The organism is Jiella soli (genome assembly GCF_020615385.1).
Classification (GTDB): domain Bacteria; phylum Pseudomonadota; class Alphaproteobacteria; order Rhizobiales; family Rhizobiaceae; genus VKMB-3413.
In genome coordinates this window covers 539571-555572 of the sequence record NZ_JAJAVB010000025.1, presented here as the reverse complement: position 1 = coordinate 555572, position 16002 = coordinate 539571, and the positions used below count along the sequence as shown (strand labels likewise).

General features: G+C 67.1%; 17 protein-coding genes. 4 read left to right on the top strand and 13 right to left on the bottom strand.

All coding sequences use genetic code 11. The features are described from left to right. Positions 1-73: 73 nt before the first annotated feature. Positions 74-1105: a sensor domain-containing diguanylate cyclase gene (locus tag LH400_RS17005; RefSeq protein ID WP_229154083.1), complete on the top strand. Its 1032-nt coding sequence runs from the start codon at positions 74-76 to the stop codon at positions 1103-1105. 120 nt (positions 1106-1225) lie between these two features. After that, positions 1226-3286 carry an NAD(+) synthase gene (locus tag LH400_RS17000; RefSeq protein ID WP_229154081.1) on the top strand — a complete coding sequence of 687 codons (2061 nt, stop codon included), beginning with the start codon at positions 1226-1228 and terminating at the stop codon, positions 3284-3286. A 179-nt stretch (positions 3287-3465) separates the two neighbouring features. On the opposite strand, the gene LH400_RS16995 is transcribed toward LH400_RS17000, so the two are convergent. Genes LH400_RS16995 through LH400_RS16990 form a run of 3 tightly spaced genes read right to left on the bottom strand, consistent with a single transcriptional unit; the run spans position 3466 to position 4512 of the window. Beyond that, positions 3466-3771 carry an urease subunit beta gene (locus LH400_RS16995; protein ID WP_229154079.1) on the bottom strand — a complete coding sequence of 102 codons (306 nt, stop codon included), beginning with the start codon at positions 3769-3771 and terminating at the stop codon, positions 3466-3468. Continuing rightward, positions 3768-3890, bottom strand: a complete 123-nt coding sequence (locus LH400_RS26070) for a hypothetical protein (RefSeq protein ID WP_255617698.1) — start codon at positions 3888-3890, stop codon at positions 3768-3770. The genes LH400_RS16995 and LH400_RS26070 overlap by 4 nt, the downstream gene beginning before the upstream one ends. Before the next feature lie 34 nt (positions 3891-3924). Next, on the bottom strand, positions 3925-4512 hold the full coding sequence (locus LH400_RS16990) for a HupE/UreJ family protein (RefSeq protein ID WP_229154076.1): 588 nt from the start codon (positions 4510-4512) through the stop codon (positions 3925-3927). Positions 4513-4780: 268 nt separating this feature from the next. Between LH400_RS16990 and LH400_RS16985 the strand changes: the two genes are divergently transcribed. Then, positions 4781-5155 carry a hypothetical protein gene (locus LH400_RS16985; protein WP_229154074.1) on the top strand — a complete coding sequence of 125 codons (375 nt, stop codon included), beginning with the start codon at positions 4781-4783 and terminating at the stop codon, positions 5153-5155. Between the two features lie 162 nt (positions 5156-5317). Here the strand turns inward: LH400_RS16985 and LH400_RS16980 are convergent, their stop codons facing one another. From LH400_RS16980 to LH400_RS16970, 3 genes are all read right to left on the bottom strand, one after another. Beyond that, a complete protein-coding gene (locus LH400_RS16980; protein WP_229154072.1) occupies positions 5318-5620 on the bottom strand; it encodes an urease subunit gamma in 303 nt (100 codons plus the stop codon). Between the two features lie 25 nt (positions 5621-5645). Beyond that, entirely contained in the window at positions 5646-6470 is an 825-nt protein-coding gene (locus LH400_RS16975; RefSeq protein ID WP_370638406.1) for an urease accessory protein UreD, read from the bottom strand. Positions 6471-6677: 207 nt separating this feature from the next. Then, positions 6678-7133 (bottom strand): hypothetical protein, encoded by a 456-nt coding sequence (locus tag LH400_RS16970; protein ID WP_229154070.1) that lies wholly within the window; start codon positions 7131-7133, stop codon positions 6678-6680. 215 nt (positions 7134-7348) lie between these two features. Here LH400_RS16970 and LH400_RS16965 point away from each other — a divergent pair, with 215 nt between their 5' ends. Beyond that, the gene (locus tag LH400_RS16965) at positions 7349-8206 is read left to right on the top strand and encodes a D-amino-acid transaminase (protein ID WP_229154068.1); all 858 of its coding nucleotides are present in this window, start codon (positions 7349-7351) and stop codon (positions 8204-8206) included. A 69-nt stretch (positions 8207-8275) separates the two neighbouring features. Here the strand turns inward: LH400_RS16965 and LH400_RS16960 are convergent, their stop codons facing one another. The 7 genes from LH400_RS16960 to chvE all read right to left on the bottom strand — a co-directional run bounded on the left by LH400_RS16960 (position 8276) and on the right by chvE (position 15913). Next, the gene (locus LH400_RS16960; protein ID WP_229154066.1) at positions 8276-9160 is read right to left on the bottom strand and encodes a dienelactone hydrolase family protein; all 885 of its coding nucleotides are present in this window, start codon (positions 9158-9160) and stop codon (positions 8276-8278) included. Between the two features lie 93 nt (positions 9161-9253). Continuing rightward, the gene (locus LH400_RS16955; RefSeq protein WP_229154064.1) at positions 9254-9895 is read right to left on the bottom strand and encodes a 2-dehydro-3-deoxy-6-phosphogalactonate aldolase; all 642 of its coding nucleotides are present in this window, start codon (positions 9893-9895) and stop codon (positions 9254-9256) included. After that, the gene (locus tag LH400_RS16950; RefSeq protein WP_229154062.1) at positions 9892-10812 is read right to left on the bottom strand and encodes a 2-dehydro-3-deoxygalactonokinase; all 921 of its coding nucleotides are present in this window, start codon (positions 10810-10812) and stop codon (positions 9892-9894) included. Before LH400_RS16950 ends, LH400_RS16955 begins: the two co-directional genes overlap by 4 nt. Further along, positions 10809-11765 carry a Gfo/Idh/MocA family protein gene (locus LH400_RS16945; RefSeq protein WP_229154060.1) on the bottom strand — a complete coding sequence of 319 codons (957 nt, stop codon included), beginning with the start codon at positions 11763-11765 and terminating at the stop codon, positions 10809-10811. Before LH400_RS16945 ends, LH400_RS16950 begins: the two co-directional genes overlap by 4 nt. Positions 11766-11838: 73 nt before the next feature. Next, positions 11839-13047 (bottom strand): multiple monosaccharide ABC transporter permease, encoded by a 1209-nt coding sequence (gene mmsB / locus LH400_RS16940; RefSeq protein ID WP_370638405.1) that lies wholly within the window; start codon positions 13045-13047, stop codon positions 11839-11841. A gap of 10 nt (positions 13048-13057) precedes the next feature. Beyond that, entirely contained in the window at positions 13058-14590 is a 1533-nt protein-coding gene (gene mmsA, locus LH400_RS16935) for a multiple monosaccharide ABC transporter ATP-binding protein (RefSeq protein ID WP_229154058.1), read from the bottom strand. Positions 14591-14845: 255 nt separating this feature from the next. Beyond that, positions 14846-15913, bottom strand: coding sequence for a multiple monosaccharide ABC transporter substrate-binding protein (gene chvE, locus LH400_RS16930; RefSeq protein ID WP_304502368.1), 1068 nt, complete (start codon positions 15911-15913; stop codon positions 14846-14848). Positions 15914-16002: the final 89 nt, after the last annotated feature.

Sequence of the window (16002 nt, the reverse complement as noted above, 5' to 3'; positions counted from 1 at the left end):
TGCCGTGCAGTGACAATCATTCCTTATGATCTTTGCGCCATGGTGTCCGTAACGTCATGACCGCCAACGAGCCATGCCCGAGACGCAGCGAACTCACGTTCTGGAACGCTACGACATCTGCGGCTCGCAGCCGGAGCCGGCGCTCGATCGCCTGGCGGGTCTCGCGGCGCGCCTTATCGGGACGCCGATCTCGGTCGTGTCGTTCTTCGACGAGTCCGACCGCTGGGTCATCGCCAGACGCGGAACCGATACCGTCAAGGCTCCGCGCGAGGACGCCTTCTGCAATGTCGTGGTCAACAGCGGCGCGCCGCTTCTGGTCGGGGATCTTACCAGCGACGCCCGCTTCCGCGACGACCCGCACGTCACGCGGGGCGGGCTGCGCGCCTATGCCGGCGTGCCCATCGCCTCGCCGGGAGGGGATGTCCTGGGGACGATCGCCGTCGTCGATGTCGAACCGCGCGAGTTCGGGCCGCAGGATCGCGAGTCGCTGGAAATCCTCGCGGCGATTGCCGGCGATGCGCTGGAACTCCGGCTGCGCAGCGGCGAACTCGAGGTAGAACTTGCCCTGCGCAAGGCGGCGGAAGAGGAGGCGCATCGCGCCAGACAGCGCTACGATCATCTCGCGCACCACGACAGCCTGACGGGTCTGCCCAATCGCCTGGGACTCCAGCGCTACATCAGGCGGGCCTCGGCCAGCCACTGGCTGCTTCTGATCGACCTCGACGGCTTCAAGGCTGTGAACGACGCCCATGGCCATGCCGGCGGCGATCAGGTCCTTCGGGAGATCAGCCGGCGGCTGGCGCTGGGGATGGATGGCCACGGATTCGCGGCCAGGCTCGGCGGAGACGAATTCGCGGTCTTGCTGGGCGGAAGCGCGGCGTGCGGCACCGTCGAGGACGTCGCCATCCATCTCCTCGACGTGCTGGCCGAACCGATCTGCGACGGACGCGACCTCTACCGGGTGACGGCGAGCCTCGGCATATCGCGGCTGCGCCCCGGCGAAGGGCCGGAGACCGGCCTCGAACGCGCCGACCGTGCGCTCTACACCGTCAAGGCACGGGGCCGTTTCGGCTGCGCCTTCGCGGACGACATCGCACTCGCCTGAGCCGGGCGGACCAGCTTCTCAGCTACGAGGTTTTCCGCGACGAACGATGCCCGCTTGGTGGCAGCCCCTTGCCACGGCCGCCGATGACACCAAGAACAGTCACGACAGCGGAGGCGAAAAATGATGGACAACAAGACCGCCGGCTTCGTTCGCGTCGCGACCTGTACGCCGCGCTGCACGATCGCCGATCCCGCCGCGAATACGCGTTCCATACTGGAGCTTCTGGATCAGGCCGAGCAGAGCCGGTGCGATCTCGCGATCTTTCCCGAACTCTGCGTCTCCGGCTATGCGATCGACGATCTGCATCTTCAGGAAGCGCTGCTCGACGCCGTGGACGGGGCGTTGGCGGAACTCCGCAGCGAGACGGCGGACATCGGCTGCGTCTTTGTCGTCGGGGCGCCGCTGCGCCGCAATGGCCGGGTCTACAACTGCGCGATCGTCTTGCATCGCGGCGAAATCCTTGGCGCGGTCCCCAAGATGTTCCTGCCGAACTACCGCGAGTTCTACGAAAAGCGCTGGTTCGCTTCGGGCCAGGGCCTGGCGGGGCTCTCGATCCCGGCTGGCGGCAGCGAGGTCCCGTTCGGGCCGGACCTCCTGTTTCGCGCCGGCGGCGCCGGTGGCGGCGCGGCGAACGACGCCTTCAGCTTCCATGTCGAGATCTGCGAGGACGTGTGGGGGCCGACCCCTCCCTCGGTCGCGGGCGCGCTCGCCGGGGCGACGATCCTGTGCAACATCTCGGCCTCCAACATCACCGTCGGCAAGGCGGCCGATCGCGAGCTGCTGTGTGCCTCGCAGGCGATGCGCTGCTTCGGGGCCTATGTCTACTCGGCCGCCGGTTCCGGCGAATCGACCACCGACCTCGCCTGGGACGGCCAGGGCTCGATCCACGAGCTGGGCGACCTGCTCGCCCTGTCCGAGCGATTCCACGACAAGCCGCAGCTCGTCTGCGCCGATGTCGACGTCATGCGCATCCGTCAGGAGCGTCAGCGCACCCCGACCTTCAACGACGCCGCCACCTTCGCCGGACATCCCGAGCGCGCATTTCGCACGGTGACGTTCGAACCCCTCCGCGTCACCCCTCCCCCGAGTGACCTCCTGCGCCCGCTGCGGCGCTTCCCCTATGTGCCGGACGACCCGAAGACCCGCGACCAGGACTGCTACGAGAGCTTCGAGATCCAGGTCGCGGGGCTGAAGCGGCGGATAGAGGCGACGCCGGGCGCCAATCTCGTCATCGGCATTTCCGGCGGCCTCGATTCCACCCATGCGCTGATCGTCGCGGCCAAGGCCTGCGACCGACTCGGCCTGCCCCGAAAGAACATCCTCGGCTTCACCATGCCGGGCTTTGCCACCGGCGGGACGACGAAGGCAAACGCCTGGCGCCTGATGGAGGCGTTCGGCATCTCCGCGGACGAGATCGACATCCGCCCGGCGGCGCGGCAGATGCTCGCCGACATGGATCACCCCTTCTCGCAAGGGGAGCCGCAATACGACGTGACCTTCGAGAACGTTCAGGCCGGGCTGCGCACCGACTACCTGTTCCGCCTCGCCAACCAGCGCCGCGGCTTCGTCGTCGGCACAGGCGACCTGTCGGAACTGGCCCTCGGCTGGTGCACCTACGGCGTCGGCGACCAGATGAGCCACTACGCGGTCAATTGCGGCGTGCCGAAGACGCTGATCCAGTATCTGATCCGATGGTCGATCGCCTCGCGGCAGTTCGAGTCTCAGGCGCTCGAGGTTCTCGCCGACGTGCTCGAGACGGAGATCTCGCCCGAGCTCGTGCCGGCGGATGCGGAGGGCAAGATCCAGAGCACGCAGGACATGATCGGTCCCTACGAGCTGCACGATTTCTTCCTGTTTCACATGCTGCGCTATGGCATGCCGCCCTCGAAGATCGCCTATCTCGCCTGGCAGGCGTGGCGCGACCGGAGCGCGGGAAGCTGGCCGGCGGGCCTCGCGGCGGAAGCGCGCAACGAATACGATCTGGAGACGATCGTCGGCTGGCTGCGGGTATTCCTGAAGCGCTTCTTCGCCGCGCAGTTCAAGCGCTCGGCGATCCCCAACGGGCCGAAGGTCTCGGCCGGCGGATCGCTGTCGCCCCGCGGCGACTGGCGCATGCCGTCGGATGCGACAGCGGCCGCCTGGATTGCCGAGCTTGACCGGGCCTATCCGCCGAAGGGGTGAGGGGGACGAGCCGAGACCCGGCGGGTCGTTCGACCACATGCGGCGGGCGAAAGGCTGCTCCCTTCACGCTCGTCATTCCGGGCTTGAGCCGGGATGAAGAGGTGGAGGTGGAGGTGGTTCAGCATATTCTACGCAGTGCCTCGCGCGTCAGAGGGCACTGAAACCGGCCGGCCATCGCCTCACAACGCGCCCATGACCTTGGCGTTGAAGCCGTAGACCTTGCGGGCGCCGGAGAGCGGGACGAGCGTCACCTCCCGGGTCTGGCCGGGCTCGAAGCGCACGGCGGTTCCCGCCGCGATGTCGAGCCGCCTGCCGCGTGCGGCCTCACGGTCGAAGGCGAGCGCGGGGTTGGTCTCGGCGAAATGATAATGGCTGCCGACCTGGACCGGGCGGTCGCCTGTATTGGAGACTTCCAGCACCGTCGTCTCGGCGCCGTCATTGAGGACGATGTCGCCCGCCTGCGTCAGGATTTGACCGGGAATCACGGCAGGTGCCTCCAGAGTTTGCGAATGCCGATCGCCACGAGGACGAGAAGAAGGATGGGGCCGATCGCCAGGAGATCCATCTCTCCGACCGGCTGAGGCGCACGCACGGACTCCATCATGCCACGGCCCTCATCCTATCGTCCCGAAGGCCGGTCAGCCGGCCATCAGATAGAGGCCGGCAGCGGCCGAAGCGGCGCCGAGGACCCTGAGCACGGCCGGCTGCGAGATCCGCGACAGGAAGAGGCCGAGCGCAAGGCCGGTGCCGTGCAGTGCCGCGGTCGACAGGGCGAAGCCGAGGCCGAACTCTTCCGCACCTGTCGCGGCAAGCGAGCCGGCGAATTCGGTGCCGTGCGCATGGCCGTGGAACAGCGCGAACGCGCCGACGATGCCGGCGGCGGCCGGAACCGGCAGCTTGACGGCGGCCGCGACGAGGAGCCCCAGCGCCACGACCGAGGCCAGGATCGCCGGCTCGACGAAGGGAAGATGGACACCGGACAGCGCCAGCACGAAGCCGGCGCTCATCGTGCCGACGAAGGCGAGCGGGACGACCCACAGCGCACGGCCGCCGATCATCGCGGCCCAGACGCCGACGGCGACCATGACGAGAAGGTGATCGAGCCCGGTCAGCGGATGCGAGACGCCGGCGAGGAAGGAACCGTGCTCCAGCGGGTTGATATGGGCGAAGGCCGGCGCAGTGGCTGCGGCGAGCGTTGCGGCGGTGATGGCAAGGCGCTTGAGCATGGATGTCCCTTGTTTTCGGTCGACGATCGCCCCGGCTTGGGTCGCGACCCGGTGATACATGCGAAGCCGGGCGTCGTCCGCCGCCTCCGCATGGCTCGGATCATGTGTGCAGCGCGACAGGCTGTCAACAAAGCCGCCGATCCGAAGCCCTTTCGCAAGAGGCTTGACGAAATATTCCCGCAATGCAGGGGACTTAAGCAGGCCTCAACCGAGACGACAGTTTCCATGGCCGCATGGGCGGCCATTAACCGCAACGAATCTTCTTCTGGTGCATTATATTGCCAATTCCTTAATTCAGGATCAGGCTATCCTTGAGGAAGGAACCGAGTTCCGGCGCCAAACGATCGGAACCGAATGCAGCAACAGGTTGGAGTTCAACATGCTCAGATCACTCGTGATCGCGGCGGCTGTTCTTTCCTTGGCCGTGCCTGCGGGCACCGCCGAGCCGCTTCTCATCCGCGTCGTCACCATGGCCGGTGCGACGGGTCCCGCCTATTATTCCGCCGTCGAACAGGGCTATCGATTCATCGGCGGGTCAATGGCGACGGCGGGCGCGGTTGAAGCCGGCAGCGTCGAGATGTCGGCGCTGGACGAGACGCCCGAGAAAGGTGAAGGGCTCTCCGTCGCCACCGCACAACGCTGACCGGCGGCCGGTGGTCGTCCGCCTCTCGCCCGTTCTCCGATGCACTGGCGCGCCTCCGGTCAGGAGGCTCGGGCGGCACGATTGGCGAAAATGGCTCGGAGACCGGTTCGGCAGACGCCTCGCGCGCTCCGTTGCGGATGCCGGCCATCCGCCGCGCAGACGTCAGCGGATCGGTTCGTGGACGGTGACGAGCTTGGTACCGTCGGGAAAGGTCGCCTCGACCTGCACGTCGTGGATCATCTCCGCGACCCCCTCCATGACCTGATCGCGGCTGACCACATGGGCGCCGGCTTCCATCAGATCGGCGACGGTGCGTCCGTCGCGCGCGCCTTCGACGACATAGTCGGTGATCAGCGCGACCGCCTCCGGATGGTTGAGCTTGACGCCGCGCTCCAGCCTGCGCCGGGCGACGACCGCGGCCATGGAGACGAGGAGCTTGTCCTTCTCGCGGGGGGTGAGCTGCATGCGACGATCCCTGAATCCACCGATCTCAGAGCGACCATACAAGCGGCAGCGGTCCGTTTGCCAGTGCCGAGATGACCGGCACGAGACGCTTGCGCAGCAAAAAGCCGGAGGGTGCGGCAAGGCGGGTGGCGAGCAGCCCGCCGATGCGGCTCGCCCCTCCGTCCCCGCCGACGAGATCCCGCACGGCGGCGAGACGTCCGTCGAGGTCCGGCGCATGGGCAAGAATCGTCGCGAATGCCCGGTTGCCGCCAAGGACGGCCGCCTCCCGGGCGAGGCCGGACACGTCGCCTTCCAGGCGCAGTTCGTCGGCGAAGGCGAGCCGCCCGCCGATTCGGATCCGCCAGGAATCGCGGAAGACGCCGTTCCGGACACTCTCACCCATCATTTCGCGCCCGAGGATGACGCTTTCGACGAGCAGGAACCTTGCCGTAGCGGCCGCATCCACCTCGAGCCTGCGGCGGACCGCGCCGCCGTCGAAGAGTATCGTCTCCTGCGGAAGCCAAGCGAAGGACGCATCGTCTGCGAGCCGCACCCGGCTCGTCACCTCGGCCTTGCCGGATGCGGCCCGGTAGACGCGCTCACAGGCCTGCGTCGTCACGGCGAGCCGGCTGCCGGGCGCGAGATCGAAGTGCTGATCGAGACGATCTCCGCCGGTCAGGCCCCCGGAAGTGTTTATCAGAATGGCCTCGGCCTCGGGACCGGCCGGCCGGGGGAATCGCAGTTTCAGGCATCCGGCCTGATGAAGGCGGGCTATCCGCGTGCGCGAGGCCACAGGCCGAACCGCAAGCTCGACCCGGCCGGCGGAGCGCTGCATCGGGACCGGCCGGTCGGCCGGCTCGCGAAGCGTCACGGCCGGCACCGTGCGGCCGGATCTGGCATGTCGCAGCTCGTCTCCGGCAAAATCGCTTATCCCTGCAGCACCCAACTGCCACAGGCGTAGCAGCCGTCCTTTGCCGGCTCAATCGGCAGCATGCATGCCGCCATCACAGCGAAGAGGCAGGGTCCGGCAGAGAGGAAGCGCAGTGTCGGACCTTCGCCCGCCGAAACGATGCGGAGGTCAGTGACGATGCGCGGCGCCGGCAGGCGCGAATTGCGCCAGGGCCTCATCGGTCAGCCGGTTGGCGATCTGCATGCGCAGATTGGCCTGTTCGCGGAACTGCGGCGGCGCGAGATCGGGGTGGTTCGTGCGGGCAAAGGAACGCCGGCACTGCATCACGTCCTTCGCCGAACGGGCTCGCTCCAGATCCAACTCCCGCCGGATGGCCTCGGGATCGGTGCTTGGCGGTAGCTGCGCGAGACTCGCCGCGGGCGCGGTATGAATCTTGTCCGCCTCGGCCTCGTAACGGCTTTGCGGATCGGGCCTTCCACCGGATTCGGCGTCGGCAGTGCTGCCAATATCGGAAAGGACTGTCCAGAACCCGGCCGAGGTCTGGCCGAACGCGGTCGTCCAGCTGGCCTGCTGGTCCTTTTCCGCGATCCCGTCGAGGACCGATTCGAACGATTGTCCAACCATCTTGCACCGACCATTGCGCAGGCATTGCGATACCCCGACACGATAGGCCGAGCGGCGTGAAATCCCGGTAAAACGTCTTGTTCAAATGCGAGACACCGGCCGAGGTTCCGGGCGGCCGGCCGCTTCCGGCCTTGTCTTCGCCCGCAATTTCCGCAACACCCATGATCGACGCACCGGAAGACCCGGCCGCGGCAGTCCGGGCAAGCGAGGCAGAGATGGTCCGCACGGTGTATGTGAACGGCGCATTCCGGCCGGAGAATGAGGCGTGCGTGTCGGTCTTCGACCGCGGCTTCCTCTTCGCCGATGCGGTCTACGAAGTGACGAGCGTCCTCTCCGGCCGGCTGGTGGATTTCAAGGCGCATATGGCGCGGCTGCGGCGCTCGCTTAGCGAGCTCGGCCTGCGCAAGCCGGCGAGCGAGGACGAGCTTCTCGCCATCCATCGCGAGCTCGTGTCCCGCAACGATCTCGACGAGGGTCTCGTCTACATGCAGGTGACGCGCGGCGCCGCCGACCGCGACTTCCTGTTTCCGCCGGACGACACGCCGCCCGGCCTCGTGCTGTTCACCCAGACGAGCAATCTCAGGGTCAGGCCGCAGGCCGAGACCGGCATCAGGATCGTCTCCATTCCGGACCTGCGCTGGCAGCGGCGCGACATCAAGACGGTGCAGCTGCTCTACCCGTCCATGGCCAAGACCGAGGCCAAGCGCCGCGGCGCCGACGATGCCTGGCTCGTCGAGGACGGCGTGGTGACCGAGGGCACGTCCAACAACGCCCATATCGTCAATGCGGAGGGAACGCTGGTGACGCGCGACCTCTCGCACGCCATCCTGCACGGGATCACCCGCGCCGCGATGCTGCGGCTCGCCGAGGAGAACGACATTCCGGTCGAGCTGCGCTCCTTCAGCCTCGAAGAGGCCCAGGCCGCGCGCGAGGCCTTCATAACGTCGGCCTCCGCCTTCGTTACCCCGGTGGTCGAGATCGACGGTCGTCCGGTCGGCGACGGCACTCCCGGCCCGATCACGCGCAAGCTCCGCCAGATCTATATCGCGGAAGCCGAGCGCACGGCGATCTGACCCCCGGGGCGCACCGACCGTCAGGTGGTCGGGCCCTTCGTGCCGCCGCACGGCCGCGCCGGTCTTCGGTCAGCCCGTCAGGTGGCTCTTCAGGAAATCCACCGTGCGCTGCCAGGCGAGATCGGCCGCGGTCTTGTCGTAGCGGGCACTCGACGTGTCATTGTTGAAAGCGTGGTTGACGCCGTCATAGACGAAGATTTCGTGGATCACGCCGGCAGCGTCGAGCGCCTTGCGATAGGCGGGAATGCCCGCATTGATCCGCTCGTCGAGCCCGGCATAGTGCAAGAGCAGCGCCGCCTTGATCTTCGGCACGTCTTCGGGGTCCGGCTGGCGTCCGTAATAGGCGACTGCCGCGACGAGGTCCGGATCAGCGACCGCGAGCTGATTGACGACGCCGCCGCCCCAGCAAAAGCCCACCGCGCCGACCTTGCCGTTGGAATGACGATGGGCGGCGAGCCAGTCCCGCGCGGCGACGGCCTCCGCCACGGTCTGCTGCGGATCGAGATCGCCGATAAGCTTTCGGGCCTCGTCCTCGTCGGCCGGCGTTCCGCCCTTGGACGAGAGGAAGTCGGGCGCGAGAACGAAGAAGCCCTCGAGCGCCAAGCGCCGCGCGACGTCCTGGATATGCGCGTTGAGGCCGCGGTTTTCGTGGATCAGGAGCACGCTCGGAAAGCGTCCGCGGCCCTCCGGCCTCACTACGTAGCATTTCAGTTCGGTTCCGGCGGCGGGAAACGTTGCCCAAACGGCGCTCAGCCTCTCATCCTGCGGATCGGTGATCGCCGCCTTGGCAGAGGACGCCTCGATCAGCGGCACGATCGCTGCGGCTGCCGCAGCGGACCCCGCAAGGGCGGTGAGCTTCCGCATGAAGCCGCGGCGATCGAGCGTCAGATGAGTGTACTCGTCATAGGCGTCGATCATCGCCTGGGTGATCTGCGGCGCGTCGCGCTCCTGCATCGTCCGGTCCATCCTCGCTTGATGTCGAAGGAAGGCTAGCCTGCCCGGCTGCTCAAGCCAAGCTTGCAATCGCCGCGACACAACCTTCGTTTCTCAGCCGGGAAATGCCGCGTCGTAAGCGGCGACCGCGCGCCGCGCCCGCTCGCCGACCTCGCCTGCCGGATCGCCAGGCCTGTAGAGGGACGAGCCGAGCCCGAAATGGCGGACATTCACCTTGGCATAGACCGGGAAATCCGCCTCGGAGACCCCGCCCACCGCGCCGATCGGAAGCTCCGGCGGCAGCACGGCCGAGATCGCCTTGATGCCGGCAGGACCGAGCACGCTCGCCGGGAAGAATTTCAGCGCCGAGGCGCCGTTCGCGGCGGCCGCGAGCGCCTCGGTGGCGGTGAACACGCCGGGCATCGTCACCATGCCGTGCGATGCCGCGCGCTGCAGCACCGCCGCATCGACATTCGGGCTGACCAGCAGCCGGCCGCCCGCGAGATTCAGCCGGTCGGTGTCTTCGGCCGACAGCACGGTCCCCGCACCGATCAGCACGCCGCGGGGCGCGAGCCGCGCCGCCATCTCGATCGAACGGAACGGCTCCGGCGAGTTCAGCGGTATCTCGATCGCTTCGAAGCCGGCCTCGATCAGGCCGCCGACCACCGCCTCGCAGTCCTCGGGCGGCAGGCCGCGCAGGATCGCCACGAGGTCCCGCTTCAGCCGCGGCCAGGGCGTGCGCCGGGTCTTGGTCATCGCAATATCTCCTTGGCGGCGGCAAAGAGGCCGCGGCGGACGGCGGCATCGGCATCCGCGATGTCGCACGGCAGCCCCGCCTCGGCAAACGCCGCCTCGTAGACCGCCGCCAGCCGGCCCGCCGCGAGAAGAACCGGCCGTCCGAGATCGCCGAAGCGGCTTTTGACGCCGGCAAGTTCGAGCCCGACGAGGAGCCCCGACAGGGTGGAGCCGGCCTCGAAGGAATGGCCGGGATCGAGCAGCCCCCTCGCCCGGATTTCGAACATGAGGTTCGTCGCCTCTCCTGGCCGCTCGAACGCCGCGCGGAAGGCGGCGGCGAAGCTTTCGCGATCGAAGGCGTCCGCCGTCTCCCCGATCGAATGCTTGAGGATCGTGTGTCCGGCTGCGGCGGCATAAAGGTCGCCGGTGACGAAGGTGGCAAAGCCGGTGATGGTCTCGCCTTCGACCGCGATCCATTTCGAATGCGTGCCCGGCAGGCAGGCGAGACGGCGACCACGCTGGGCCCCAAGCCCCGCGATCTGCGTCTCCTCGCCGCGCATCACGTCGAAGCCGCCATGCCCTTCTACCCCGGGGCGTTGGGCAACGCCGGGTAGGATGAAGACCGGCCGGCCCTGTTGCGGCACGCGCATGGCCGCGGCGGCGATGCCGGCGACCGAGGCCGGCGTCTCCACATAGGGCGCCTCGACCCACCCCTGGCGCGCGCCGACCATGCCGCAGCAGACGACGGGACAGTCGGCAGGCGCCGCGATATCGGCGAGATGGCGCTCGAGCACCGCCGCAAAGCCGCCCTCGCCCTCCCTCACGGCGCTCATCCCCTCGCCGCTGCGCCGTTCGGCAAGGACATCCCCGACCGCATCGAGCAGAAACAGCCGGAAGCTCGACGTGCCCCAGTCCACCGCCGCGCAGAACGGGCTCACCGCGGCCCTGCCGAGCCGGCGGCCGGATCGTCGAAGAAGGCCTCGACCTGAAGGCGCCGGCCGAGCATGAAGGCATCGGCGACATGGCGCAGCGGCGACAGGTCGACATCGCTCTCGCGCCGATGAATCAGCTCGGCAAAGCGCACATAGAGGCCGGGATATTCCGCCTCGGCTGCTTCGCTCCGCATTTCGCCGTCGATCGCAAGGCGCGCTCCGCCCGAGGACAGGACGAGGCGTCCGGCGTCGGTCTCGACCCCGATGTCCCAGGTCTGCGGCCCGGTCTGGCGCCAGTCGAACGCCGCTTCCACGGCTTCGCCGTGTGGGCCGGCAAAGGCAAGATCGGCGGCGATCGGCGCGGCGCGGTTCTCCGGGAAGGAGAGTTCGGCCGATGTCAGCCAGACCGGAAAGGGCAGGATGCGGGTCACGATCGACAGCGCGTTGATGCCGGGGTCGAACACGCCGAGACCGCCCGGCTCCCAGATCCAGTCCTGCCCGGGATGCCAGTGGCGCACATCCTCCTTCCAGGAGACCGCGACGGAGCGGATACGCCGTTCCTTCAGCCACTGGCGGGCCGGCTCCACCGCCGGAGCATAGCGCGAATGCCAGGTGGCCTGCAGCGAGGCGCCGTTGGCGGCGGCAAGGCCCGCCAGATGCTCGACCTCGGACAAGGTCGCGCCGGGGGGTTTTTCCAGCATGACATGCTTGCCCCGCGACAGCGCGTCGGCGGCGATGGTGTGGCGCGCCTGGGGCGGCATGCACAGGGCCACCGCCTCGATCTCCGGCATGGCGTCGAGCATCTCGCCGGCGGCGGTGAAGTTGCGCACGCCCTCGACGCTCGCACTGCGGCTCGCCGCGGCGACGAGGCGGAAATCCGGGTTGGCGGCGATCGCCGGCAGGTGCTGGTCGCGGGCGATCTTGCCGACGCCGACGATGGCGAGTGCGATCGGGCTCATCGGGTGGCTCCCGCACGAAGTTCAGAGCTGCGGATCGTCCGCAGCCCGCGCTTGTGGCTCAGCGGCATGACGCTCAGGCCCGGTTCTTGTTGTAGACGTCGAAGATCACCGCCAGGAGCAGGACCAGCCCCTTGATCACCTGCTGGTAGTCGATGCCGATGCCGAGGATCGACATGCCGTTGTTCATCACGCCCATGATGAAGGCGCCGATGACCGCGCCGAGGATCGTGCCGACGCCGCCCGACATCGAGGCGCCGCCGATGAACACCGCCGCGATGACGTCGAGTTCGAAGCCGAGACCGGCCTTCGGGGTGGCGGTGTTGAGACGGGCGGCGAAGACGAGGCCGGCGAGAGCGGCGAGCATGCCCATATTGGCAAAGGTCAGGAATGTAAGCCGTTCGGTGTTGATGCCGGACAGCCGCGCCGCCTTCTCGTTGCCGCCGAGCGCGTAGATCCGACGGCCGATCGTCGTGCGCATGGTGATGAAGGTGTAGACGCTGATCAAAAGCGCCATCACCACGAGGACGTTCGGAAAGCCCCGGAAGGTCGAGAGCGCCCAGGCGATGTAGACGATGGCGCCGGCGAGGATAAAGTTGCGCGCGAAGAAGAACAACGCCGGCTCGTCGTCATGCCCGCCGGCGCGGTTGCGCAGGCGCGAGCGGAAGGCGAAGAACAACAGCACGCCCGCGACCGCGACGCCGAGCAGCATGGACAACAGGTTGAAGCCCTTGATGGCGAAGACGTCCGGCAGGAAGCCCGAGGAGATCAGCTGGAAGCCGCGCGGAAACGGGCCGACCGACTGACCCTCGAGCACCCAGAGCGTCAGCCCCTTGAACACCAGCATGCCGGCAAGCGTGACGATGAAGGACGGGATCTTCCAATAGGCGATCCAATAGCCCTGCATCGCGCCGATCACGGCGCCGACCGCGAGGCAGATGATGCCGGCGAGGACGTAGTTCATGTCCCACTGCACGATCATCACCGCGGCGAGCGCGCCGACGAAGCCGAGGACGGAGCCGACAGACAGGTCGATGTGGCCCGCGACGATCACCAGCAGCATGCCGAGCGCCATGATGATCACATAGCTGTTCTGCAGGATCAGATTGGTCAGGTTGATCGGCTTCAGGAGAATGCCGTTGGTGACGATCTGGAAGAACGCCATGATGACGATCAGCGCCAGAAGAATGCCGTATTCGCGCATGTGCTTGCGGAAGAAGCCGGCGGTGGCGGGGCGGGTCGCCGACTTGGTCATGCCGGGCTGGTGAATGGCCTCTTGGGACATCGTCCTATCCTCAGTTCCTGTGGCCCGAGCGGATGATCATGGACATGATCTTCTCCTGGGAGGCTTCGCTCGTCGGCATCTCGCCGACGAAGCGGCCTTCGTTCATCACGTAGACACGGTCGGTGATGCCGAGCAGTTCGGGCATCTCCGATGAGATCACGACAATCGCCTTGCCGCTGGCGGCGAGCTCGGCGATGATCGCATAGATTTCGTACTTGGCGCCGACATCGATGCCTCTGGTCGGCTCGTCGAGGATCAGCACCTCGGGGCCGGCGAACAGCCATTTGGCGAGCACGACCTTCTGCTGGTTGCCGCCGGACAGGTTGACGACCTCCTGCGCGGTCGAGGAGCTCTTGATCCTGATGCGGTCGCGATATTGCCGCGCCACCGCCAGTTCCCTGCGGTCGTCGACGACGATGCCGTTGGAAATGCCGCCCAGATTGGCGAGCGGAATGTTGCGCCGGATCGTCTCGTCGAGGATCAGGCCGTAGGACTTGCGATCCTCGGTGGCGTAGCAGATGCCGGCGGAGATCGCCCGCGAGACGGTCGACACGTCCACCGGGCGCCCGTGCATCTTCACCTCGCCGGAAATCTTCGTGCCGTAGGAGCGGCCGAACAGGCTCATGGCGAGTTCGGTGCGCCCGGCGCCCATCAGCCCGGCAATGCCGACGACCTCGCCGGCCTTCACGTGGAAGCTGACGTCGTCGCAGACCTTCCGCTCGGCATGCTGCGGGTGATGCGCCGTCCAGTGCGAAACCTCGAAAATCGTCTCCCCGATCCTGGGCTCGCGCGGCGGGAAGCGGTCGGTCAGGCTGCGGCCGACCATGTCGCGGATGATGTCGGCTTCCCGGACGTTCTCGCCGGTGCCGTCGAGGGTGGAGACGGCGGAGCCGTCGCGCAGGACCGTGATCGTATCGGCGACCTTGGAGATCTCGTTGAGCTTGTGGGAGATCAGGATCGAGGAGATGCCGCGCGCCTTGAACTCCAGGAGCAGCTTCAGCAGCGCCTCGGAATCGGTCTCGTTGAGGCTCGAGGTCGGCTCGTCGAGGATCAGGAGCTTCACCTCCTTCGACAGCGCCTTGGCGATCTCGACGAGCTGCTGCTTGCCGAGGCCGAGGTCGGTGACGCGGGTCTGGGGCGGTTCTTTCAGGCCGACCTTGGCGAGGAGTTCGCGGGTGCGGGTGAACGTCTCCTGCCAGTCGATGATGCCGCCATTCGCCCGCTCATTGCCGAGAAAGATGTTCTCGGCGATCGAAAGCAGCGGGACGAGCGCCAGCTCCTGATGGATGATGATGATGCCGCGCTTCTCGGAATCGGAGATGCCCGAAAAGCGGCACTCCTCGCCCTTGAACTCGATGATCCCCTCATAGGAGCCGTGCGGATAGACGCCCGACAGAACCTTCATCAGGGTCGACTTGCCAGCGCCGTTCTCGCCGACCAGCGCGTGGATCTCGCCTTCCTCGACCTTGAGGCTGACGTCGTCGAGCGCCACCACCCCGGGGAAGGTCTTGGTGATGTTGCGCATTTCAAGAATGGTGGTCATCGCGAACCGTCCGAAGCGTCCGCGCCTGGCGAGTTCTCGCGGGCAGCGGACGACGTTTGCCGTCGCGGCGAGGCGATCGCCGCCAGCACGGGACGGCTCCGGCAGAGCCGCCATCCCGTGCCATGTCTGCGTCGGAGCATGATGCTGCCGCGAAAGCGGTTTCCACTTTCGCGCGTTATGCTCCGGTGACGCGCCCGCCGCCGGCGGACGCATCGCGGAAGCGGCGCGCGGCGTCAGACACGCCGCGCGGCAAGACTACTTGATCTGGTCTTCCTTGTAGTAGCCCGACTCGACCAGGACCTTCTCCCAATTGTCCTTGGTCACGAGGACCGGCTTCAGGAGGTAGGACGGCACGACCTTGACGCCGTTGTCGTAGGTCTTGGTGTCGTTGATCTCCGGCTTGCCGTCACTGAGGACCGCATCGACCATCTGCACCGTCACCTTGGCGAGTTCGCGGGTGTCCTTGAAGATCGTCGAGTACTGGTCGCCCCTGAGGATCGCCTTGACCGAGGGGATCTCGGCATCCTGACCGGTGATGATCGGCATCTCCAGGTCGCCCGAGCCGTAGCCAACGCCCTTCAGCGAGGAGATGATGCCGATCGACAGGCCGTCATAGGGCGAGAGGACGCCGTTGACCTTCTGGTCGCCGGTGTAGTTGGCCGACAGGAGGTTGTCCATGCGGGCCTGGGCGACGGAGCCGTCCCAGCGCAGCGTGCCGACCTTGTCCATGCCCATCTGGCCCGACGGGATCTTGATCTTGCCGGAATCGATCAGCGGCTGCAGCACGCTCATCGCGCCATTGTAGAAGAAGTAGGCGTTGTTGTCGTCCGGCGAGCCGCCGAACAGCTCGACATTCCATGAGTCCTGGTCGGGGAAGCGCTGCTTGAGGCCGTCGACCAGCGACTGCGCCTGCAGGACACCGACCTGGAAATTGTCGAAGGTCGCGTAGTAGTCGACATTCGGCGTGTCGCGGATCAGGCGGTCATAGGCGATGACCGGGACGCCCGCCGCCGAAGCGTTGGCCAGCGTGTTCGACAGCGTGGTGCCGTCGATGGCCGCGATCACCAGCGCCTTGACGCCGGTGGTGATCATGTTCTCGACCTGGTTCACCTGGTTCGGGATGTCGTCCTCGGCATATTGTAGGTTGGTGTCGTAACCCGCTTCCTTGAATTGCTTCACCATGTTGTCGCCGTCCGCGATCCAGCGGGCGGAGGACTTGGTCGGCATGGCGATGCCGATCGTGCCCTTGTCCTGCGCGCTCGCGCCGAGCGGCGCCGAGAGCGCCATCACTGCCGCGGCGAGGCCGACGGCGAGCCTCTTCATCATTCCCCTGGTCATGAAACCTCCCTGACTTGAAAGACGGGCGCGCGTTGCGCCCAAGTTTGCGGTCACTGCGCATCTCGCGCGCCGTG

Excerpts from the sequence above, each read along its gene's own strand:
- LH400_RS17005 (WP_229154083.1), top strand. The coding sequence starts at position 74 with ATGCCCGAGACGCAGCGAACTCACGTTCTGGAACGCTACGACATCTGC.
- LH400_RS17000 (WP_229154081.1), top strand. The coding sequence starts at position 1,226 with ATGATGGACAACAAGACCGCCGGCTTCGTTCGCGTCGCGACCTGTACG.
- LH400_RS26070 (WP_255617698.1), bottom strand. The coding sequence starts at position 3,890 with ATGATGGAGTCCGTGCGTGCGCCTCAGCCGGTCGGAGAGATGGATCTC.
- LH400_RS16990 (WP_229154076.1), bottom strand. The coding sequence starts at position 4,512 with ATGCTCAAGCGCCTTGCCATCACCGCCGCAACGCTCGCCGCAGCCACT.
- LH400_RS16980 (WP_229154072.1), bottom strand. The coding sequence starts at position 5,620 with ATGCAGCTCACCCCCCGCGAGAAGGACAAGCTCCTCGTCTCCATGGCC.
- LH400_RS16970 (WP_229154070.1), bottom strand. The coding sequence starts at position 7,133 with ATGGTTGGACAATCGTTCGAATCGGTCCTCGACGGGATCGCGGAAAAG.
- LH400_RS16965 (WP_229154068.1), top strand. The coding sequence starts at position 7,349 with ATGGTCCGCACGGTGTATGTGAACGGCGCATTCCGGCCGGAGAATGAG.
- LH400_RS16960 (WP_229154066.1), bottom strand. The coding sequence starts at position 9,160 with ATGCAGGAGCGCGACGCGCCGCAGATCACCCAGGCGATGATCGACGCC.
- LH400_RS16955 (WP_229154064.1), bottom strand. The coding sequence starts at position 9,895 with ATGACCAAGACCCGGCGCACGCCCTGGCCGCGGCTGAAGCGGGACCTC.
- LH400_RS16945 (WP_229154060.1), bottom strand. The coding sequence starts at position 11,765 with ATGAGCCCGATCGCACTCGCCATCGTCGGCGTCGGCAAGATCGCCCGC.
- mmsB (WP_370638405.1), bottom strand. The coding sequence starts at position 13,047 with ATGTCCCAAGAGGCCATTCACCAGCCCGGCATGACCAAGTCGGCGACC.
- mmsA (WP_229154058.1), bottom strand. The coding sequence starts at position 14,590 with ATGACCACCATTCTTGAAATGCGCAACATCACCAAGACCTTCCCCGGG.
- chvE (WP_304502368.1), bottom strand. The coding sequence starts at position 15,913 with ATGAAGAGGCTCGCCGTCGGCCTCGCCGCGGCAGTGATGGCGCTCTCG.